The sequence below is a fragment of the Stenotrophomonas sp. GQ19 genome (assembly GCF_059758695.1).
The window spans coordinates 72,733-92,548 of sequence record NZ_JCAXES010000007.1 but is presented as its reverse complement, the minus strand read 5'-3'; the positions used below and the strand labels follow the sequence as shown (position 1 = coordinate 92,548).

At 68.3% G+C, this 19,816-nt stretch carries 19 protein-coding genes and 1 riboswitch; of the genes, 10 read left to right on the top strand and 9 right to left on the bottom strand.

Translation table 11 applies throughout. The annotated features are described in order from the left end of the window. The first annotated feature begins 206 nt into the window (after positions 1-206). The gene (locus AC6CHL_RS13970) at positions 207-2,177 is read left to right on the top strand and encodes a hybrid sensor histidine kinase/response regulator (protein ID WP_463600300.1); all 1,971 of its coding nucleotides are present in this window, start codon (positions 207-209) and stop codon (positions 2,175-2,177) included. A 29-nt stretch (positions 2,178-2,206) separates the two neighbouring features. After that, positions 2,207-2,497, top strand: a complete 291-nt coding sequence (locus AC6CHL_RS13965) for a DUF3247 family protein (protein ID WP_137191148.1) — start codon at positions 2,207-2,209, stop codon at positions 2,495-2,497. Positions 2,498-2,617: 120 nt separating this feature from the next. On the opposite strand, the gene AC6CHL_RS13960 is transcribed toward AC6CHL_RS13965, so the two are convergent. After that, positions 2,618-2,881: a hypothetical protein gene (locus tag AC6CHL_RS13960; RefSeq protein ID WP_038690707.1), complete on the bottom strand. Its 264-nt coding sequence runs from the start codon at positions 2,879-2,881 to the stop codon at positions 2,618-2,620. A 155-nt stretch (positions 2,882-3,036) separates the two neighbouring features. On the opposite strand from AC6CHL_RS13960, the gene AC6CHL_RS13955 reads away from it, so the two are divergent. Genes AC6CHL_RS13955 through AC6CHL_RS13945 form a run of 3 tightly spaced genes read left to right on the top strand, consistent with a single transcriptional unit; the run spans position 3,037 to position 5,533 of the window. Next, positions 3,037-4,158, top strand: coding sequence for a class I SAM-dependent methyltransferase (locus AC6CHL_RS13955; RefSeq protein ID WP_498294876.1), 1,122 nt, complete (start codon positions 3,037-3,039; stop codon positions 4,156-4,158). Continuing rightward, the gene (locus AC6CHL_RS13950; RefSeq protein WP_038690702.1) at positions 4,155-4,859 is read left to right on the top strand and encodes a pseudouridine synthase; all 705 of its coding nucleotides are present in this window, start codon (positions 4,155-4,157) and stop codon (positions 4,857-4,859) included. Before AC6CHL_RS13955 ends, AC6CHL_RS13950 begins: the two co-directional genes overlap by 4 nt. Further along, the gene (locus tag AC6CHL_RS13945) at positions 4,856-5,533 is read left to right on the top strand and encodes an HAD family hydrolase (RefSeq protein ID WP_498294874.1); all 678 of its coding nucleotides are present in this window, start codon (positions 4,856-4,858) and stop codon (positions 5,531-5,533) included. Before AC6CHL_RS13950 ends, AC6CHL_RS13945 begins: the two co-directional genes overlap by 4 nt. Before the next feature lie 762 nt (positions 5,534-6,295). Here AC6CHL_RS13945 and fabB read toward each other — a convergent pair. Together fabB and fabA are read right to left on the bottom strand one after the other, a co-directional pair. Then, a complete protein-coding gene (gene fabB / locus AC6CHL_RS13940; protein WP_498294872.1) occupies positions 6,296-7,504 on the bottom strand; it encodes a beta-ketoacyl-ACP synthase I in 1,209 nt (402 codons plus the stop codon). Further along, positions 7,504-8,019, bottom strand: a complete 516-nt coding sequence (gene fabA, locus AC6CHL_RS13935; RefSeq protein WP_038690696.1) for a 3-hydroxyacyl-[acyl-carrier-protein] dehydratase FabA — start codon at positions 8,017-8,019, stop codon at positions 7,504-7,506. Before fabA ends, fabB begins: the two co-directional genes overlap by 1 nt. Before the next feature lie 239 nt (positions 8,020-8,258). Here fabA and dinB point away from each other — a divergent pair, with 239 nt between their 5' ends. After that, positions 8,259-9,341 carry a DNA polymerase IV gene (gene dinB / locus AC6CHL_RS13930; RefSeq protein ID WP_038690694.1) on the top strand — a complete coding sequence of 361 codons (1,083 nt, stop codon included), beginning with the start codon at positions 8,259-8,261 and terminating at the stop codon, positions 9,339-9,341. A gap of 419 nt (positions 9,342-9,760) precedes the next feature. Here the strand turns inward: dinB and AC6CHL_RS13925 are convergent, their stop codons facing one another. Beyond that, entirely contained in the window at positions 9,761-10,675 is a 915-nt protein-coding gene (locus AC6CHL_RS13925; RefSeq protein WP_498294870.1) for an MBL fold metallo-hydrolase, read from the bottom strand. Positions 10,676-10,818: 143 nt separating this feature from the next. Further along, entirely contained in the window at positions 10,819-11,457 is a 639-nt protein-coding gene (locus tag AC6CHL_RS13920; protein ID WP_498294868.1) for an NAD(P)-dependent oxidoreductase, read from the bottom strand. Positions 11,458-11,554: 97 nt separating this feature from the next. Between AC6CHL_RS13920 and AC6CHL_RS13915 the strand changes: the two genes are divergently transcribed. Together AC6CHL_RS13915 and gph are read left to right on the top strand one after the other, a co-directional pair. Then, positions 11,555-12,457 carry a LysR family transcriptional regulator gene (locus tag AC6CHL_RS13915; protein ID WP_463600304.1) on the top strand — a complete coding sequence of 301 codons (903 nt, stop codon included), beginning with the start codon at positions 11,555-11,557 and terminating at the stop codon, positions 12,455-12,457. Positions 12,458-12,646: 189 nt separating this feature from the next. Further along, on the top strand, positions 12,647-13,297 hold the full coding sequence (gene gph, locus AC6CHL_RS13910) for a phosphoglycolate phosphatase (RefSeq protein WP_038692545.1): 651 nt from the start codon (positions 12,647-12,649) through the stop codon (positions 13,295-13,297). A gap of 121 nt (positions 13,298-13,418) precedes the next feature. On the opposite strand, the gene btuB is transcribed toward gph, so the two are convergent. Continuing rightward, positions 13,419-15,260 (bottom strand): TonB-dependent vitamin B12 receptor, encoded by a 1,842-nt coding sequence (btuB, locus tag AC6CHL_RS13905; RefSeq protein ID WP_498294866.1) that lies wholly within the window; start codon positions 15,258-15,260, stop codon positions 13,419-13,421. 125 nt (positions 15,261-15,385) lie between these two features. Beyond that, positions 15,386-15,611: riboswitch (cobalamin riboswitch) on the bottom strand. Between the two features lie 60 nt (positions 15,612-15,671). On the opposite strand from btuB, the gene AC6CHL_RS13900 reads away from it, so the two are divergent. Beyond that, positions 15,672-16,334, top strand: a complete 663-nt coding sequence (locus AC6CHL_RS13900; protein WP_498294864.1) for a histidine phosphatase family protein — start codon at positions 15,672-15,674, stop codon at positions 16,332-16,334. A gap of 192 nt (positions 16,335-16,526) precedes the next feature. Here the strand turns inward: AC6CHL_RS13900 and AC6CHL_RS13895 are convergent, their stop codons facing one another. Continuing rightward, on the bottom strand, positions 16,527-16,895 hold the full coding sequence (locus tag AC6CHL_RS13895; protein WP_141058505.1) for a TfoX/Sxy family protein: 369 nt from the start codon (positions 16,893-16,895) through the stop codon (positions 16,527-16,529). Next, positions 16,892-17,374 (bottom strand): free L-methionine (R)-S-oxide reductase MsrC, encoded by a 483-nt coding sequence (locus AC6CHL_RS13890; RefSeq protein ID WP_038690679.1) that lies wholly within the window; start codon positions 17,372-17,374, stop codon positions 16,892-16,894. Before AC6CHL_RS13890 ends, AC6CHL_RS13895 begins: the two co-directional genes overlap by 4 nt. Before the next feature lie 74 nt (positions 17,375-17,448). On the opposite strand from AC6CHL_RS13890, the gene bioD reads away from it, so the two are divergent. Next, positions 17,449-18,126, top strand: coding sequence for a dethiobiotin synthase (bioD, locus tag AC6CHL_RS13885; protein WP_498295045.1), 678 nt, complete (start codon positions 17,449-17,451; stop codon positions 18,124-18,126). 15 nt (positions 18,127-18,141) lie between these two features. On the opposite strand, the gene AC6CHL_RS13880 is transcribed toward bioD, so the two are convergent. After that, positions 18,142-19,560 (bottom strand): aminotransferase-like domain-containing protein, encoded by a 1,419-nt coding sequence (locus tag AC6CHL_RS13880; protein WP_498294861.1) that lies wholly within the window; start codon positions 19,558-19,560, stop codon positions 18,142-18,144. Between the last annotated feature and the right edge of the window lie 256 nt (positions 19,561-19,816).

Sequence of the window (19,816 nt, the reverse complement as noted above, 5' to 3'; positions counted from 1 at the left end):
CACCCGGTGGGACAATCGCCAATTGCGTCAGCCGCTGCGGCGGTTGCCGCCAATTCACCTACGTCGTCGGCCACGTCAATCCCACCCATGGCGCTTGACGCTACGAATACGCCCTCTGGAAGATGCTGTGTCCCTCTGTTTCGCCAGTTGCCCCCTTGACGCCCTTGCCCAGCCTGCCTACTTCCACTCTTGAACGCCCCTCTTTCATGACAGTTGCGTCCCATGCGGGGATGTACCGGAGCGTGCTGGAGCAGATGAACGCCGGCTTCTGCGTGATCGAAGTGCTGTTCGACGACAACAAGGCGGTGGATTACCGCTTCCTTGAGGTCAACGACGCCTTCGAGCGCAACACCGGGCTGGCCAACGCGCGCGGGCAGCGCATGACCGCGCTGCAGCCGGACCACGAGCCGGACTGGTTCCGCATCTACGGCCAGGTGGCCCTGACCGGCCAATCCCAGCAGTTCGAACTGGAAGCGCGTGCGCTGGGCCGCTGGTATTCGGTGGAAGCGGTGCGGGTGGGCGAGCCGGGCGACCACCAGGTGGCCGTGGTGTTCTTCGACGTCAGCAGCCGCAAGCAGATCGAAGTGGAACTGGCTGAAAGCGAGGCGCGCTTCAGTGCGCTTGCCGATGGCCTGCCCATGCCGGTGTGGGTGCTGGACGAAGCGGGCCATGCGCGCTTCGTCAACAGCGCTTTCAGCGAGTTCTTCGGCGGCGACGAACAGCGCGTGCCCGAGAACGTCTGGCGGGGCCTGGTCCATCCTGATGACGCGTCGGTATTCGATTACGAGCTGCAGGAAGCACTGAAGGCGCAGCGGTCGATGCATGCGCTGGTGCGTGGCCTGCGTGCCGATGGCCAATGGCGCTGGCTGGAAATGAATGCCCGCCCGCGCTTCTCGCGCATGGGCCATTTCATCGGCCTGGCCGGCAGCAGCCCGGACGTGACCGAACGCCGCGAAATTGAAATGGCGCGCGAGGAACTGCTGCAGTCCGAGCGCGCCGCGCGCAGTGCCGCTGAAAACATGGCGCGGCTCAAGGACGAGTTCCTGGCCACGCTGTCGCACGAACTGCGCACCCCGCTGACCACCATCCTGGGCTGGAGCGAACTGCTGCTGCAGCGTGTGGACGCCACCAGCCCGCTGTACAAGGGCCTGGGCGTGATCGCCAACAGTGCCATGGCGCAGAAGCGCCTGATCTCGGACATGCTCGACCTGAGCAGCATGCTGCTGGGCAAGGTGCAGCTGGAAGTGGAAGTACTGGACCTGCGCGCGCAGCTGACCGAAGCCATGCGGGCGCAGGAACTGGTGGCCGAAGGCAAGGCACTGCACATGACCCTGGCGCTGCCTGACGAGCCCACGCTGGTGCTGGGCGACGCCACGCGGCTGCAGCAGGTGCTGTGGAACCTGTTGTCCAACGCGATCAAGTTCACCCCGGCCGAAGGCACCGTGGCCGTCACCCTGGCGAGCGATGGCGGCCACTGGTCGATCAGCGTGGCCGACACCGGCGACGGCATCGCCCCCGAATTCCTGCGCCACCTGTTCAGCCGCTTCCGCCAGGCCGATGGCACCACCACCCGCCGCCATGGCGGTCTCGGGCTGGGCCTGGCGATTGCGCAGCAGCTGGTGGAGCTGCACGGCGGCACCGTGGCGGCCACCAGCGAGGGGGCCGGCCACGGCGCCACGTTCACCGTGCGCCTGCCGCGCTACCAGCCGCAGGCCGACGGCCGCCCGCTGCGCGAGGTGTTCAGTGGCCCCATTGGGGAACAGGTGATCGAGCCTTTCCCGCTCAAGGGCCTGCACCTGCTGGCAGTGGAAGACCAGCCCGAAGTGCTCGAGTACCTGCGCCGGCTGTTGGAGGAGCAGGGCGCCGAAGTCACCGCGGCCGCATCGGCGGGCGAGGCACTGGCCCTGCTGGACCGGGGCGGGCATGAAGGCATCGACGTGCTGCTGACCGACATCGGCATGCCCGGCATGGACGGTTACGGACTGGTACGGACACTGCGCGAGGACATCGGCGTGGAAGCGCAGGTGCTGCCGGCGGTGGCGGTCACCGCGCTGGCCCGTGCCGATGACCGCAAGCGGGCGCTCGCCTCCGGGTTCCAGGAGCATGTAGCCAAGCCGTATTCGGTGGCCCAGCTGGTCTCGGCCGTGCGCAGCGTACTGGCCGAGCAGCGCCGGTAACCCCGTACACGTACCCCACAGGAGTCCCCATGTCCCGTTACGCCCCGACCATCCATACCGATCCGGCCCGGATCGCGGCGCTGGAAGCCCTGCTGCCGCAGCTGCGCGGCCAGACCCACGTCGAGATCACCCTGGACGACGGCACCCGCCTGCTGGGCACCGTCGCGGTGCAGCCCACCCTGCAGCAGTATCGCGATGCCGAGGAGAACGAGGGCAGCAATGGCCAGCTGCGGCTCGACGACCTGGATACCCCGGTGCAGCAGCACCTGGTGTGGCTCGACCGGATCGCCAGCATCCGCCAGCTGCCCCCGGTCGAGTAACCCCGCGCCGGTCAGACCGGCGTGATTGGGCTGAACCAGTCGCCATGCGCGTCAGTGCCCGCACGGCGACGTAAAGCGCAGGGCCGGCACGAAGCGGCAGCGCCTGCGCTTATCCCCGCATCAGTGCACGAACACCTCGGGCTCGGCCTCGAAACGCCGTGCATACGCGCGTTCGTCGGCCACCCGCGAGACCTCGTCGTCGGCCATGTCCGGCGCGCCATACACCGCGTACGCCACCGTGCCGTCGGCCTGCTTGCCGACCTGGTGCAGGCGGTAGCGTGAGTGACCGCCGCCGGTGTCCTGGGGGTAGTGCACCGGGGGCTGGGCGCCCTCGATGTCCATCTCGCTGTTGTCGACCACGCCACCGACAAACAATGCACGCATGAGCCATCTCCATCGCAAATGAGCCTCCACCCTGACGGTTTGGATGTTGCCGGGGCATCAACATGGCGTTGAATAAACGCAAATCGGGCCCGGGCGGAGGCGATCCGGGCGAACCGGTAGAATGGCGGTCTCTTTTCAAGATGTGCCCCCTCTCGATGGCTGCCCAGCACGACGCTCCCCTGGAAACCCTGTTCCTGCCGTTCGCCAGTGGCGTGCTGTCCTGGCCCGCCGGCCCGGTGCTGTTCCTGCGCGCCCGCGACGGCTGGCCGCTGCGTGAGCACGCCCAGCCGACCCAGCTGGTCTGCGAGCAGAGCTTCCGGCCGTTCGCCGATGCGCTGGAAGCCAGCGGCTGGACCGTCCGCGACGAGCAGCAGCTGGCCGACGACAGCACCCGCTACGCAGTGGTGCTGGTGCTGCCGCCGCGCCAGCGTGAGGAAGCCAAGGCGCTGTTTGCCCGCGCCGTGGCGCTGGCCGCCCCGGGCGGGGTGGTGGTGGCCTGCCAGCACAACAACGAAGGCGCCCGCTCCGGCGAAGGCGACCTGCAGCAGCTGACCGGCCTGGGCGGCAAGCTCACCAAGAACCACTGCCGCGCCTACTGGACCGCGCCGCTCGATGGCCAGCACGACGCCGCGCTGGCCAAGCGCTGGGCCACCCTGGACGCGCCCCGCGCGATTCTGGGCGGCCGCTTCCAGAGCCGCCCGGGCATCTTCGCCTGGGACCGCATCGACCCGGCCTCGGCGCTGCTGGTGGAGCAGCTGCCCGCCGACCTGGCCGGGCGCGGTGCCGACCTGGGCGCCGGTTTCGGTTACCTGTCCGCCGAAGTGCTGGCCCGTTGCCCCGGCGTGACCGGGCTGGACCTGTATGAGGCCGAAGGCCGCGCGCTGGCGCTGGCCCGCACCAACCTGGACGCGCTCGGCGCGCCGGCCGCGCTGACCTATCACTGGCAGGATGTGACCGCCGGGATCGAGGCGCAGTACGACTTCATCGTGACCAACCCGCCGTTCCACACCCCCTCGCGTGCCGACCGCCCCGACATCGGCCAGCGCTTCATCGCCGTGGCCGCGCAGGCGCTGCGCCCGGGCGGGCGGATGTGGCTGGTGGCCAACCGCCACCTGCCGTACGAGCAGATCCTCAACGAGAGCTTCGGCCAGGTCCGCGTAGCCGCCGAGCGCGACGGCTTCAAGCTGATCCAGGCCACCAAGGCCAGCAAGACCGCCACGCCGGTCCGGGCGCCGCGGGAACGTGAGCCGTCGTGGGGCCGCGGAGGCCGCGCGTGAAGCTGGTCAAGCTTCTGGCCAACCTGGGCTATGGCAGCCGCAAGCAGGTGCAGGGGATGTTCCGCGACGGCCTGGTCACCGATGCCGACGGCGAGGTGCTGTATACCGATGACGTGGTCGCGCACGAGGCGATCCGGGTCGAGGGCGAACCGCTGGACCCGCCGCAGGGCCTGACCCTGATGCTGCACAAGCCGCGCGACTACACCTGTTCGACCAAGGACAAGGGCCGGTTGATCTACGACCTGCTGCCGCCGCGTTTCCGCGAACGTTCGCCGCTGTTGTCGTCGGTGGGTCGGCTGGACCGCGATACCAGCGGCATGCTGCTGATGACCGACGACGGCGCGCTGCTGCACCGCATCGTCTCGCCCAAGTCGCGCCTGGACAAGGCCTATGAGGTCACCCTGGCCGAAGACCTGCGTGGCGATGAAACCGCGCGTTTTGCCAGCGGCACGCTGCTGCTGGAATCGGATGACAAACCGCTGCTGCCGGCCGAACTGCACGTGCAGTCGCCGCGCCAGGCGCAGCTGGTGCTGCACGAAGGCCGTTACCACCAGGCGCGGCGCATGTTCGCGGCGGTGGGCAACCACGTCGCGGCGCTGCACCGCAGCCGCATCGGCGGGCTGACCCTGGGCGACCTCGGCGAAGGGCAGTGGCGCATCCTGGATGCCGCCGATCTTGAAACGCTCTTCAACGTGCCATGACCGCGATTGCCGCGCTGCCGTTCCTGCCGGACGCCGTCATCTTCGACATGGACGGCCTGATGATCGACAGCGAGCGGGTGTCGATCGCCTGCTGGACGCAGGCGGCGCACGAGCTGGCGCTGCCGCTCGCCGATGACTTCTGGTTGCGCTTCGTCGGCCTGGGCGACCGCGACTGCGAGCGCCTGTTGCTGCAGTACATCGATGCGGGGCAGGTGGCGGCGTTGTTCGCGCGCTGCCATGACCTGTACGAAGCGCGCACGCAGGAAGGCCTGCCGCTGCGTCCGGGCATCCTGGACCTGCTGCAGCTGCTGCACGACCACGGCATCGCGCGCGCGGTGGCCACCTCGACCCGCCAGCCCCGCGCGTCGCGCAAGCTGGCCGCGGCCGGGCTGCTGCCGTTCTTCGAGGTGGTGGTGACCAGCAGCGACGTGGCCCACCCCAAGCCGGCCCCGGACATCTACCTGCTGGCCGCGCAGAAACTGGGCAAGGACCCGGCGCGCTGCCTGGCACTGGAAGACTCACCGGCCGGCATCCGTGCCGCGGTGGGCGCGGGCATGACCGCGATCCAGGTACCCGACCTGGTGCACCCCGACGACGACCTGCGCGCCCTGGGCCACCGCATCGTCGACTCGCTGGCAGACGCGCACACCCTGCTGCTCCCGCACCTGCGTTAAACGGGGTTCCCACCGGCGAGCAGCGTCTCCGGCCAGGGTCCGGCCCACCATCGGCCGGGGCGCGGAACGTAGACCCCGGTAGGGTCGGTTCCCAAACGACCGCCGACACCGCTGACCGGCGCGACGAACGCATGACCGCCGCCGAAGACCGCCTCGGCCTCACGCTCGCAAACCTCCCTCTTCGGCCAGGGTCATGCCCACCATCGGTCGGGACACGGCACGTGCGGTCGTCTGGGGAGCGACCCTACCAGCGATGGCCCACCAGCACGTTGGTCGACGACGTTGGCGGCCCGCCACATCTGCCATCCGCACGTCGCGCGGACCCCGGTAGGGTCGGTTCCCAAACGACCGCCGACACCGCTGACCGGCGCGACGAACGCATGACCGCCGCCGAAGACCGCCTCGGCCTCACGCTCGCAAACCTCCCTCTTCGGCCAGGGTCATGCCCACCATCGGTCGGGACACGGCACGTGCGGTCGTCTGGGGAGCGACCCTACCAGCGATGGCCCACCAGCACGTTGGTCGACGACGTTGGCGGCCCGCCACATCTGCCATCCGCACGTCGCGCGGACTCCGGTAGGGTCGGTTCCCAAACGACCGCCGACACCGCTGACCGGCGCGACGAACGCATCACCGCCCCCGAAAAACGCGTCACCTGGCTGCCAGCAGCTCCGTCTCCCCACCAAAACTCACCGCCCCCATCCGGACACAAAAAAACCCGGCGCGCTGGCCGGGTTTTTCTGTCACTGCATCCACCGGGCATCACACCCGGCCGAACACCAGCGCTGCGTTGGTGCCGCCGAAGCCGAAGCTGTTGGACATCACCGTGTTCAACTGCGCATCCTGGCTTTCGCGCACGATCGGGAAGCCTTCCACCAGCGGGTCCAGCTCGCCGATGTTGGCCGAGCCGGCGATGAAGCCGTCGCGCATCATCAGCAGGCAGTAGATCGCTTCGTGCACGCTGGCTGCGCCCAGCGAATGGCCCGACAGCGCCTTGGTCGACGACAGCGGCGGCACGTTCTGGCCGAACACTTCGCGCACGGCCTTCAGCTCGGTCACATCGCCCAGCGGGGTGGAGGTGCCGTGCGTGTTGAGGTAGTCGATCGGACCACTCAGGTTGGCCATGGCCATGTTCATGCAGCGCACCGCGCCTTCACCGGACGGGGCGACCATGTCGGCACCGTCGGAGGTGACGCCGTAGCCCACCAGTTCGGCATAGATGCGCGCGCCACGTGCCACGGCGTGGTCGTAATCTTCCAGCACCAGCATGCCGCCGCCACCGGCGATGACGAAGCCGTCGCGGTCCTTGTCGTACGGGCGCGAGGCGCTGGCCGGGGTGTCGTTGAAGCGGGTGGACAGCGCGCCCATGGCGTCGAACATGACGCTCATCGACCAGTGCAGGTCTTCACCGCCGCCGGCGAACATCACGTCCTGTGCGCCATGGCGGATCAGGTCGGCCGCCGCGCCGATGCAGTGCGCCGAGGTGGCGCAGGCAGCGGACAGCGAGTAGCTCAGGCCCTTGATCTGGAAGGCGGTGGCCAGGCAGGCCGACACGGTGGAGCACATCGTGCGCGGCACCATGTACGGGCCCACCTTGCGCACGCCACGGGCGCGCAGGATGTCGGCCGATTCGACCTGCCACTGGCTGGAGCCGCCGCCGGAGCCGGCGATCAGGCCGGTACGCGGATTGGCGACCTGCGCCTCGTCCAGGCCGGCATCGGCGATCGCATCGCGCATGGCGATGTAGGCGTACGCCGAGGCATCGCTCATGAAGCGCTTGACCTTGCGGTCGATCTGCGCGTCCAGGTCCAGTTCGATGTTGCCACCGACGTGGCTGCGCAGGCCGGCTTCGGCATGATCGGGCAGGTGGCGGATGCCGGCGCGGCCTTCACGCAGTGCGCTGGAGACCGTGTCCAGATCGTTGCCCAGGCACGAGGTGATGCCCATTCCGGTAATGACGACGCGACGCATCAGAAGTTCTCGGTGGAAGTGAACAGACCTACGCGGAGGTCTTTGGCGGAGTAGATTTCACGGCCGTCCACCAGCATGCGGGCGTCGGCCTGGGCCATCACCAGCTTGCGGTTGATGACGCGGGTAATGTCGATTTCGTAGCTGACCAGCTTGGCCTCGGGCAGTACCTGGCCGGTGAACTTCACTTCACCGCAGCCCAGGGCGCGGCCACGGCCGGGCGCGCCCAGCCAGGTGAGGTAGAAGCCGGTGAGCTGCCACATGGCATCCAGGCCGAGGCAGCCGGGCATGACCGGGTCGCCGATGAAGTGGCAGCCGAAGAACCACAGGTCCGGGCGGATATCCAGTTCGGCGCGTACCAGTCCCTTGCCGTGGGGGCCGCCGTCGTCGCGGATGTCGGTAATGCGATCGAACATCAGCATCGGATCGTTGGGCAGGCGACCGCTGCCCGGGCCGAACAGTTCACCGCGGGCGCTGGCCAGCAGTTGTTCGCGCGAGAACGCGTGGAGACGAGTCATGGAAAGCGCAATCCTGAAGAAGCCATCGGGTAAAGCCGGCCATGGGCAGGCTGTGTTGCTGGAACCAAGTGCGCAAGAGTGCAGAGGAAAAGTGATTCAATCAAACGTTTTAACCGTACGCCGGCGTAGTGTTTTCAGCTTGAAAAACGCATGTTGTTGTTATGAAAAGACCATACTCAGGCGTGTGGCTGTAATCTTGTTCATCTACGCATCTGCTTCCAGGTCCGAGTCTTCCCGCCGTGTCTGTTCTGCGCAAAATCATCCATGTGGACATGGACGCGTTCTACGCGTCGGTGGAGCAGCGCGACGATCCGTCGCTGCGCGGCAAGCCGGTGGTGGTGGCGTGGAAGGGGGCACGCTCGGTGGTGTGCGCGGCGTCGTACGAGGCGCGGGTGTTCGGGATCCGGTCGGCGATGCCGGCGCTGCGTGCGGAGCGGTTGTGTCCGGATGCAGTGTTCGTGCCGCCGGATTTTGTGCGCTACAAGGCGGTGTCGCGGCAGGTGCGGGAGATTTTCCTGCGGCATACGGATCTGGTGGAGCCGTTGTCGTTGGATGAGGCGTATCTGGATGTGACGGTGCACAAGGGGGGGATGACGGTGGCGACGGAGATCGCGGCGATCATCCGTGGGGAGATCCGTGAGGAGACGTCGTTGACGGCGTCGGCGGGGATCGCGCCGAACAAGTTCCTGGCCAAAATCGCATCGGACTGGCGCAAGCCGGACGGTCAGTTCGTGGTGCCGCCGCATCGGGTGGAGCAGTTTCTGACGCCGCTGCCGGTGAACCGGGTGCCGGGGGTGGGGAAGGTGATGGCGGGGAAGCTGGCAGAGTTGGGGATCGTGACGGTGGGCGATCTGCGGTCATTGCCGCTGGAGGTGTTGGAGGGGCGGTTCGGGACGTTTGGTGCGCGGTTGTTCAATCGGGCGCGGGGGATCGATGAGCGGGCGGTGGAGCCGGACCAGCCGGTGCAGTCGATTTCGTCGGAAGATACGTTCGCGGAGGATCTGCCGTTGGAGGCGCTGGAGGCGGCGATCGTGGAGTTGGCGGGGAAGACGTGGCGGGCGACGCGGAAGACGGAGCGGGTGGGGCACACGGTGGTGCTGAAGTTGAAGACGTCGCAGTTCCGGATCATTACGCGGAGTTTTACGCCGGAGTCGCCGCCGGAATCGGGTGAGGAGTTGCGCGATATCGCGCTGGCGTTGCGGGCGCGGGTGGATCTGCCGGCAGAGACGCGGTATCGGTTGGTGGGGGTGGGGTTGGGCGGGTTCCGCGAGCGCGAGGCGGTGAGCCAGCCTGGGCTGTTTGATCATCTGGATGGCGAGTGATTTTCGCTTGTGGCTAACAGCTAGAAGCTGGAGGCGAACAGCGAACAGCTGAGAGCCAGTGCGTTGGTGCGTGCTTGATGAGGGTCTGGGTGGCGCGGGTGGGTTGGCGGGACACGCCGTAAATCCATCCCTGGAGGCTCGTGGGCGCCATCCATGGCGCCCAACGGTCCCGCCAACCCACCCGCACCACCCCCTGATACTCGGTCGGCGCGTTGGGGCGGGCAACGGCGTCATCTGCGCAACGCGCGACGCTTATCGTGCACGTCATGCTTATCGTGCTTGGAAATTTCTGCTCGGTAGGGTCGCATCCAAATCGACTGCCGATACTCCGTCATCGTCCTGTTGTGGCATGACAATAATCAACGTTGCGCATTTTCTTTGATGCGTTACATCGCTTTTCTCTGTCGCGTGTCACACCATCACGGCCACTGCATTTCCCCCTTCGCGACCTTCGCACTGATCTCCAACGAACCCACGCCCTGCAGGGTCGGGTAACGTTTTTTCATTGCGGCAATCAAGGCGTCCGCATTCTTGCTGCGTGCGGTTTCTTCATCAAAGGCGCGGATGTAATCGGCGGTGAAGGTGAGGGCGGTGGCGTCGAGTGCGGCACCGCGGGCGTAGTGGCCGGGGATGACGTGGACGGGCTTGAGGGCCGCGAGGGTGGTCAGGGTGGTCAGCCAGTCGGTGTGCGATTGGGGGCTTTGGGTGTCGGTCATCCAGACGTGTTCGCCGGCGACCACCGGGATGCCGCCGACGAGGGTGCGGAGGTTGGGTATCCAGAGCACGGTGCGGTCGGGGGTGGGGCCGTGGAGGCCGATGAGGGTCATCGGCTGGCCCTCGAGGGTGAGGGTGTCGCCCTGGAGGACGTCGGGGATGACGATGCGGCTGGGTTTATCGGCGGCCATCTGCGGGCCCCAGTAGGCGAGTTTGCCGGCCTGGGTGGCGGTGATGTGGGCGACGGTTTGGGCGGTGGCGACGATGCGGGCGTGGGGGAAGGCGTCCTGCAGGGTGGCCAGGCCGAAGTAATAATCGGGGTCGCCGTGGCTGATGTAGATGGTGGTCAGCTGCTTGCCGGACGCACGGATGCGCTGCACCAGCTGGGCGGCGTCGGACGCGGCGAACTGGGCGTCGATGAGGATCGCGTCGTGCTGGCCGGTGATCAGGGTGGAGGCGACGGAGAACAGGGCGGTGTCGCCGGGGTGGTACGGCTGCACCTGCAGCGCGTGGGCATCGGCGGTGGCCGCGGCGGCGTGGCTGATGGCCGGTGCGGTCACGCCGAGCGCGGTACCGAGCGTCAACGCCAGGGCCAAGGTGGTGCGGGAGAAGGTCGGCATATCAAGAATTCCTGTGCAGAACGGCCCCGACATGGCACCGGGGCCAGACGGCCCCGACATGACACCGGGACCAGACGGCCCCGACATGACACCGGGACCGGTAGAGCCGACCGTTGGTCGGCTGCTCCAGATCGGCGGCTCGGTCAATACGCAACCGTGGCGATCTGCCGCACGTACTGCGGGGTTTCAATCTCACTGACGAAGGCGTCGGCGTAGTCGGGGTAGCTGATCCGGCTGTGGCCGTCATCGCCGACCAGGAAATTCGTCGCCTGGGTGCGGAAGCCACCGCGCTGCGGGCCGGGGCCGATCTCGGCGGCGGGCGAGTAGAAGGTCCAGTCCAGGTCGTCCACGGCCTGCAGCTGCTTCAGGGTGTCGCGCGCGGCCAGGGCGACCGGCTTGTAGGCATCCGGGAAGCCCTCGGTATCCACCAGCTGCACGCCCGGGGCGACTTCCAGGCTGCCGGCGCCGCCGACCATGATGAAGCGGGGCACGCCGGCCTGACGCACGGCCTTCACCAGCGCGGCGCTGGTGGTGGTCACGGTGCTGGGGGCATCACCCGGACGCGGGCCGAAGGCGCTGGCCAGCACGTCGTGGCCGGCGATCACCGCAGCCAGGGCATCGGTGTCGTCCAGCGCGGCGACGGCCAGCTGGGCGCCGTCCAGTTCGGACGGCAGGTCGGTTTCACGGCGCACGATGGCGGTGACTTGATGGCCGCGGGCGAGAGCCTGGCGGGCGATTTCACGGCCGATGTTGCCGGTGGCACCAACGAGGGCGATTTTCATGGGGGCAGGTCCGTTGAGGAAGGAAGGCCAGCGTATGCGTCTGGAATCGAACGAAAAACCGCGTATAACGGGCTAATTTGTTGCACGGATCGATCAAATGGACCGGATGACGGCGATGAACGTGTTCGTGGAGGTGGTCGAGCGCGGCAGCCTGACCGCGGCAGCCGACGCGTTGGACATGTCGCGGGCGATGGTGACCCGCTACCTGGCCGAGGTGGAGCGCTGGCTGGGCGCGCGGTTGCTGCACCGGACCACGCGCCGGATCAGCCTGACCGGCCCGGGCGAGGCGGCGCTGCTGCGGTTCCGGCAGATGCTGGCGATCGGCGATGAGCTGCACGGCGAACTGGCCACCGACAACCCCGAGCCGCACGGGTTGATCCGGGTCACGGCAAGCGTGTCGTTCGGGCAGATCCACCTGGCCGCCGCGGTGGCCGACTTCGTCAAGCGGTATCCGCTGACGCGGGTGGAACTGCTGCTGGTGGACCGGGTGGTCAACCTGGTGGAAGAGCGCGTGGATATCGCGGTGCGCATTTCGCGCGCGATCGATCCGGCGCTGATCGCACGGCGGTTGGCACCGTGCCGCTCGGTGCTGTGCGCGGCGCCGTCGTACCTGGCCGAACGCGGTGCGCCAACCACGGCCGACGCGCTGGCCGCGCACAACTGCCTGACCCACCACTACGTGGGCAAGAGCGTGTGGCACCTGCAGCGCGATGGCCGCGCGATCGCGGTGGCGGTGGGCGGCAACATCAGCGCCAACGAAGCATCGCTGCTGCTGGAAGCGGTGCGCGCCGGCGCGGGCATCGCGATGCTGCCCACCTACCAGATCGCCCCGTTGCTGCGCAGTGGCGAGTTGATTGAAGTGCTGCCCGATTACCAGGTGGAAGGGCTGGGCATCCACGCGGTGTATGCCTCCCGCCGGCAGCTGCCAACGATCATGCGCAGCTTCCTGGATTTCCTGGTGGAACGCTTTGCCAGCCCGGAATTCCTGGCGCAGCTGTAAACGCGGCCCCGGTAGAGCCGACCGTTGGTCGGCTGCACTTGATCCGGCAACCGCGCATCAGCACGCCGCAACCGCAACCGCAGCGGGCGCGTGCAGCCGACCAACGGTCGGCTCTACCGGGGCGTGCATCGGCATCACACACGCACCTCCGTACAATGGCGCTTCCCTGCTGTGGAAGTGAGCATTGCCTTGTCGTATCCGTATCCGTTGGTGGTGTTCGATCTGGATGGCACGCTGGTGGACAGCGCGGCCGATATTGCCGAAGCGTTGAACCGCACGCTACAGGACTGGCAGTTGCCCCGCGTGGCGGAGGCCACGGTACTGACCTGGATCGGCGATGGCGTGCGCCGGCTTGTCGAACAGGCATTCACCGCGGCCGGCAGTGATATCGATCTGGACACGGTCATGCCCGGTTTCATGCGGCACTACGAGGCCTGCCTGTTGCGCAGTCCGCGCCTGTTCGATGGTGTGGCCGAAACGTTGGCTGCGTTGCGGGAACGCGCGGTGACGCTGGCGATCTGCACGAACAAACCGTCCGCGCTGGTGGCGCCGTTGCTGCAGCACTTCGGGCTGCAGGATCAGTTTGCGCTGGTGCTGGGCGGCGATTCGCTGCCGGAACGCAAGCCCAGTGGTGCGCCGTTGCGGCATATCGCCGCTCAGTTCGAGGTGGCCGTCGAGGCCGCCTTGATGGTGGGCGATTCGATCACCGATTACCGCGCGGCGGTGGATGCAGGCATGCCGGTGGCGCTGGTGCGCTATGGCTATCCGCGCGGGCTGGATCTGGACAACGTCGAGGCGGTGGCCGTGGTGGATGATCTGCGGGAATTGCTGGTGCTGTAACCGGCGGCGGTTGACACGTGTGCCGACCAACGGTCGGCACCTACCAGGTTCAATGATTGTGCCGACCAACGGTCGGCACCTACCGAGGGTGGGACGGCGGCAGTGCCGCCGTCCAGATCCCTTATTTCGGCTGGTAGCGCACGCTCAGGCGGTACTCGCGGCCGGGCTGGTTGTACCAGGCCACCGTTTCGTAATCGCGGTCGAACACATTGCTGACCCGGCCGAGCACCGACCAGTCGCGGCTCAGTGCGTATTCCAGGCGCAGGTCGAGCGTGCCGTAACCGGCCAGGCGCACGGTGTTGGCGGCGTTGTCGTAGCGCTTGCCGGCACCGTTGGCGGTCACGCCGGCGCGGAAGCCACCGAAGCTGCGGTCGATATCCAGGCGGGCGGTGTTCTGCGCGCGGCGGGCCAGCCAGTTGTCGAACTGCGCGCTGCCGTTGGTGCGGTTGCGCGGATCGGTGTGGCTGAGCTGGGCGTTCACGTCGAACCCGGCCAGGGTGATGCCACCGGTCAACTCGGCACCGCGGATACGCGCCTTCTCCACCTGCGACATCATGAAGGTGGTGGCGTCGTAGGTGATCAGGTCGTCGATGCGGGTTTCATACACGTCCAGGCCCCAGCGCCAGCCGTCGCCCTGCTGGGCGATGCCGACGTTGGCGCTCTTCGATTTTTCCGGGTCCAGGCCCGGCACGCCACTCCACGGGTCGTACAGGTCGCTGAAGGTCGGGGCCTTGAACGCGGTGCCGTAGCTGGCGTTGAGGCGGAACCCGCTGCCCAGCTCCAGGCCCCAGCCCAGGCTGCCGGTGGTGTGGTTGCCGAACTGTTCGTTGTCGTCATTGCGCACGCTGGCCTGCAGGTGGTGCGCGCCGAAGCGGCCCTGGTACTGCACGAACACGCCGGTGTTGTCGCGGCTGTCGACCAGGTAGCCAGCGCTGCTGCCGTCCAGGTTGTCCTGGCTCCAGTCCACGCCGGCGCTGAGCAGCTGGCCCTCGGCGATGCCCACGTCGGCCTGCACCGAGGCGCTGTTGCGGTGGGTCTGCGCCGCACCCAGCCAGGTGCTGCCGTTGTAGTTGTCCGATTCGTTGTCGGCACGCCCGACGTTGGCGGTCAGGGTGAAGCGCTCGCTGGGGGTGTAACGCACCTTGCCGCCCAGCACCTGCTGCAGCGTTTCCGAATAGTTGTAGTAACCGTCGTAGTGGTTCTCGCCTTCGGCGCGCAGCGCGGTCCCTTCCACGCTCAGCGCATCGGTCAGCGCGTAACCGCCGCGCAGGCTCATCGACAGGTTGCGGTAGCCGTCGCGGTCGGGCTCATTGGCACCGCAGCCAGCGAAGGTCGCGGCATCGCCGCGGCACGAGTTGATGCCGTCGGTGTGCTGGTAGGCGATGTCGGTGCCAAACCAGCCACGCGCGCCGCTGCCGCCGAAGCCACCGCTGGCCTCGCGCAGGCCGTTGCTGCCGCCACCCACCTGGAAGTGCGGGGCGAAGCTGCCGGCGTTGCGGCGGGTGAAGATCTGGATCACGCCACCGATCGCGTCGGCACCGTACAGGCTGGACTGCGGCCCGCGCACGATTTCGATGCGCTCGATCTGCGCCAGCGGCAGGTCCTGGATCATGGCCAGGCCCAGGTCGCCGGTGTTGATGCGCACGCCGTCCACCAGCACCAGGGTGTGGGCCGAGTTGGTGCCGCGCAGGAACAGCGAGCTCTGCTTGCCCAGCCCGCCACTGTTGTTGAGGTTGATGCCGGCGCGGCCACGCAGCAGGTCCTGCAGCGACGGCGCCTGGCTGCGCTCGATCTCGGCGCGGTCGATCACCTGCGCCGGGGAGATGCTGTCCTGCAGGGCGATCGGGGTGCGGGTGGCGGTGACCAGGACCTGGTCCAGCGCGGTGGCCTCGTCCTGGGCCGACGCCAGCAGGGGCAGGGCCGACAGCACGGCCAGGGAAAGGACTTGGATCTGCAGCTTCATCGATGACTCCATGCACCGCGCACGCCCGCGCGGCAAGGGGTGGGGATGATCGCGCTGCAGGGATGGATCGACGGTGGGCGGACACGCGCACGGCGCCGCTTGCCGCCGCCATGCCCGCCGCATCGCAACCAGTCGTCTTCCAGGCCGGTCTCCGGGCTTGCGGGCCGATGGCCAGGGCCATCGCACCCGGCGCCTTCCCATGCGCAAGCACAGTGGCGTAATGCCGGGTGTTTCCACGCTTACCGTTGCGGGGGCAGCGCCGGAGTGGCAGGCAAGGGTCTGCTGCGTCACCGGCTTCCCGTTTCAACCTGCCGGCATGCGCCGCAGGTCACCTGGAAGTGCGCGCAGTGTAGAGCAAAGGCCTGCCTGCGGCAGCCGGCGCGGCGGGGTGGCACGGAGCGAGCGGTTAGAATGCCCCTCGTTCCACGATGTGATGCCCATGACCCCTTCGAGGTTGCAGCACCGTTCCGCTCCATCCACCGCGCAGGCAGCGGCGTGATCCTGGACCTGATCCGCCACGCCAGCACCGGCCGTGACGGCCACCTGGACGGGCGCACCGACCCCGTGCTGGAAGACGGCAGTACCGACGCCCTGTGCGCCCGCTATGCGGGGCTGCCCTGGCGACGCGTGGTGAGCTCGCCCCGCCAGCGTGCGCTGGCCACTGCCGATGCGCTCGCGTTGCCGCACGGGGTGGAAGTGGTGGCCGACGAGGAGTGGGCCGAACTCGACTTCGGCGACTGGGATGGGCATGCGCTGCATGAGCTGCCGATGCAGGAGCTGTCGGCGTTCCACCTGGACCCGCACGCCAACCCGCCGCCGCACGGCGAAAGCTGGGGCCACTTCGAGCGCCGCATTGCCCGTGGCCTGCACCGGTTGCTGGATGACCCCGACCCGCTGCCCACCCTGATCGTCAGCCATGGCGGCCCGTTGCGGATGGTGCTGTCGCAGGTGTGTGGCCTGCCGATGGCAATGTGCTGGGCACTGCGCATCGACCACGGCACCCGCCTGCAGCTGCGCGTGGAGCGCGAAGACGACCGCCTGTGGGGCGAACTGCTGGAACTGCAGCAGCCTTGATCACGCGCGCCGCGCACCTGCGTAGCGCCGGGCTCTGCCCGGCAGGTACTGGAAGTGGCGTTGCATGTACGTAGAGCCGGGCTCTGCCCGGCTGGTACTGGATGTGGTGTTGCATGTACGTAGAGCCGGGCTCTGCCCGGCTGGTACTGGAAGTGGTGTTGCTGCGTAAGAGCAGCCGGGCAGAGCCCGGCTCTACGCGGTCTCGTCGTCGAACGGAGGCACGTCGTCGATGTCGGCATCATCATCGCGACGTTCGGCGGTGCGGTCGTAGACCGGGCCGGACGCCGGGGGTGCCTTTTTCAGCGGCTTGTCGGCAATGATGGCCTCGTATTCGGCCACCAGTTCGGTGCGGCGTGCTTCGGGCAGTTCCTGCCAATGGCAGTCCTGCAGCGCGCCTTCCAGCGAGTAGAGCAGGTTGAGGCTGGGCTTGAAGCCGGCGCGGCGCACCTTCACGAACGCGCCGACCGCGCCGATCGCGGTCAGCTCCTCGGGCGTGCGCAACCCGACCTGGCGCAGCCAGGCCGCGCTCTTGGGACCGATGTTGCGCAGCTTGGTGCTCATCCCAGGGCCTCGACGAACACCGCGGCGATCGCCTCCAGGCCGGCCTGGTCGTCGGCGTCGAACCGCGCCAGCGAGGGGCTGTCCAGGTCGAACACGCCGATCAGGGTATCGCCGTGGACCAGTGGCACCACCAGTTCCGAGCGCGACGCCGAATCACAGGCGATGTGGCCGGGGAAGGCATCCACGTCTTCAATGCGCTGGGTCACGCGCTGGCTGGCCGCCGCGCCGCACACGCCCTTGTCCAGCGGGATGCGCACGCAGGCCGGCAGCCCCTGGAACGGGCCGACCACCAGCTCGGTGCCGTCGAAGAAGTAGAAGCCCACCCAGTTCAGGTGCGGCAGGGCGTGGTAGACCAGGGCCGACAGGTTGGCCGCATTGGCGATGCGGTCGCGCTCGCCGTGTACCAGTGCGCGGGCCTGGGCCAGCAGCTGGCCGTACTGTTCCGGCTTGCTGCCGGTGAGCGTGGAAGTATCGAACATGCCCGGAGTCTAGCAAGCAGCAGGCCGCGCCGGGACCGTCGATAATGCACCGCTCCTTCCCGATCCCGGCCGTGATGACCGCCTACCCGCTTCCCGCCCTGTATGTCACCGGTACCGACACCGGTATCGGCAAGACCTTCAGCAGCTGCGTGCTGCTGCACGCGCTGCGCCAGCGTGGTGGCACGGCGGTGGGGATGAAGCCGGTGGCCAGCGGCTGCGAGCGCACCGCGCACGGGTGGCGCAACGAGGACGCCACCGCGCTGCTGGCCGCCAGCCAGCCGGTGCCGGCCTACGCCGACCTCAACCCGTACGCGCTGCCCCTGCCGCTGGCGCCCGAGCTGGCCGCCGCCGACGCCGGCGTGCAGCTGGCGCTGGACCCGATCGAGGCGGCCTTCGGGCGGCTGCGCGCACAGGCCGACACGGTGGTGGTGGAGGGCGTGGGCGGCTGGCTGGCACCGCTGTCGGCCACGCTGGACCAGGCCGATCTGGTGCACGCACTGCAGCTGCCGGTGGTGATGGTGGTGGGCCTGCGGCTGGGTTGCCTGAACCATGCGCGCCTCACCGCGGCGGCGATCGCGGCCAGCGGGGCCACCTGCATCGGCTGGATCGGCAACGAGGTCGACCCGCAGATGGCGCGCATCGACGACAACATGACCATGCTGCGCGACCGCCTTGCGATGCCGTGCCTGGGCCGCCTGCCCTTTGCGCCCGGGGCCGATCCGGCCGGGCTGGCCGGGTGCCTGCAGCTGTAACCGCGGGGCTTGGACTCAGGCGTCGCGCAGGGCGCAGGCCAGCTGCCCCAGCGTGGCGATCGCGTCCACGTACGCCGCGTCCAGTTCCTGGCAGCACGACAACCGCAGGCAATGCCGGTAGCGCGCGCCGCGTGAGTACACCTGGCCGGGCATGAACACCACGCCGCGCGCCAGGGCCTGTTCGAACAGCGCGCCAGTGTCGATGCCGGCCGGCAACTCCACCCACAACAGGAAGCCGCCGGTGGGCTGGGTGGCCAACGTGCCGGCCGGGAAGTGCTGGGCGATCAACGCGCGCACGCGTCGCACCTGGTCGTTGTACAGGCGGCGCAGCGTGCGCAGGTGGTGCTCGTAGCTGCCCGCTTCCAGGAACGCGCCCACAGCCTCGCCGAGCAGGCGCGGCTCGGCCCCGGTGGACTGGAACTTGAGCAGCTGGATGTCGGCGGCGAACCGCCCTGCGTCCAGCCAACCGATGCGGTAGTCCGGCGCCAGTGTCTTGGAGAAGCTGCTGCACACCATTACCCAGCCGTCTTCATCGAAGGATTTCAGCAGCGGCGCCAGCGGCTCCTGGAACTGCAGTTCGGCATACACCGCGTCTTCGATGAGGGGAATGCGGTAGTGGTTGACCAGCGCGGCCAGGCGCTGCTTTTCGGCCACGGGCATGGTGCAACCGAGCGGGTTGTGCACGGTGGGCATGGCCACGATCGCACGCAGCGCACCGCGTTCCAGCTGCGCGGCCACGGCATCCACATCCAGCCCGCGGCGCGGATCGGTGGGCAGCTCGATGGCCTTCAGGCCCAGATTGCTGAGCAGCGGGTACAGGTTGAAGTAGGACGGTGCTTCGATCCCCACCGCATCCCCGGGCCGCGTCACCGCGCGCAGGGCCAGCTGCAGCGCTTCCATGGCGCCATGGGTGAGGACCAGGCGCTCGGTGCTGGTGTGCAGGCCCAGCCGTGGCCCGCGCCGCACGATCTGCTCCAGCAGGCGGGTGGCCGCATTCGGGCGGGCATAGGTTTCCACCATGCCGGCGCGGCGCAGCACCTGCGCGGTACTGCGCGCCAGCTTGTCGCCGGGATAGAAGCGACGCCCGCGCGGGCCGGCGAAAGCCAGGTCGACGATGCCCGGTTGCTGCTGCGCGGCCAGCACCCGCGCCATCATCAGCTGTTGGGCCAGGGTGGTGGCCAGCGACGGTGCCTGGCGCAGCGAGCGGGTCGGTTCGGCCAGGCGCGGGCTGACCACGAAGCCGGCCTTGGGCCGCGGTACCACCAGGCCGGCATCTTCGAGCTGGCGATAGGCGGCAATGACGGTGTTGAGGCTGAGCTGGCGCTGCGCCGCCAGGCCACGCAGCGAGGGCAGGCGGGTGCCCACCGGCAACCGACCGCTGTGGATGGCATCGGCCATTTCATCGGCCAGGGATTGGTAAAGGTTGGCTGCCATGGGGAGAGTCCGCCGCAATCTGTAACCGTGCGGATGGCCGGAAGCTGGCTCTGTATCCGCTGCTGCGCGCAGCCTAGCATGCTCCTTCCAGCGCGTGCGGCCCGCCGCTGCGCCTCCCGGACTTCCCTCGTGCACGGCGGTGCCGTGTTGCGCCGTGCACTTTTTTCGACCCCGTCCGGGTAGAGCCGACCGTTGGTCGGCTGCACGTATCCCGGCACCCAAAGGCAGGCGAGCAACGGTCGGCTCTACCCCAACG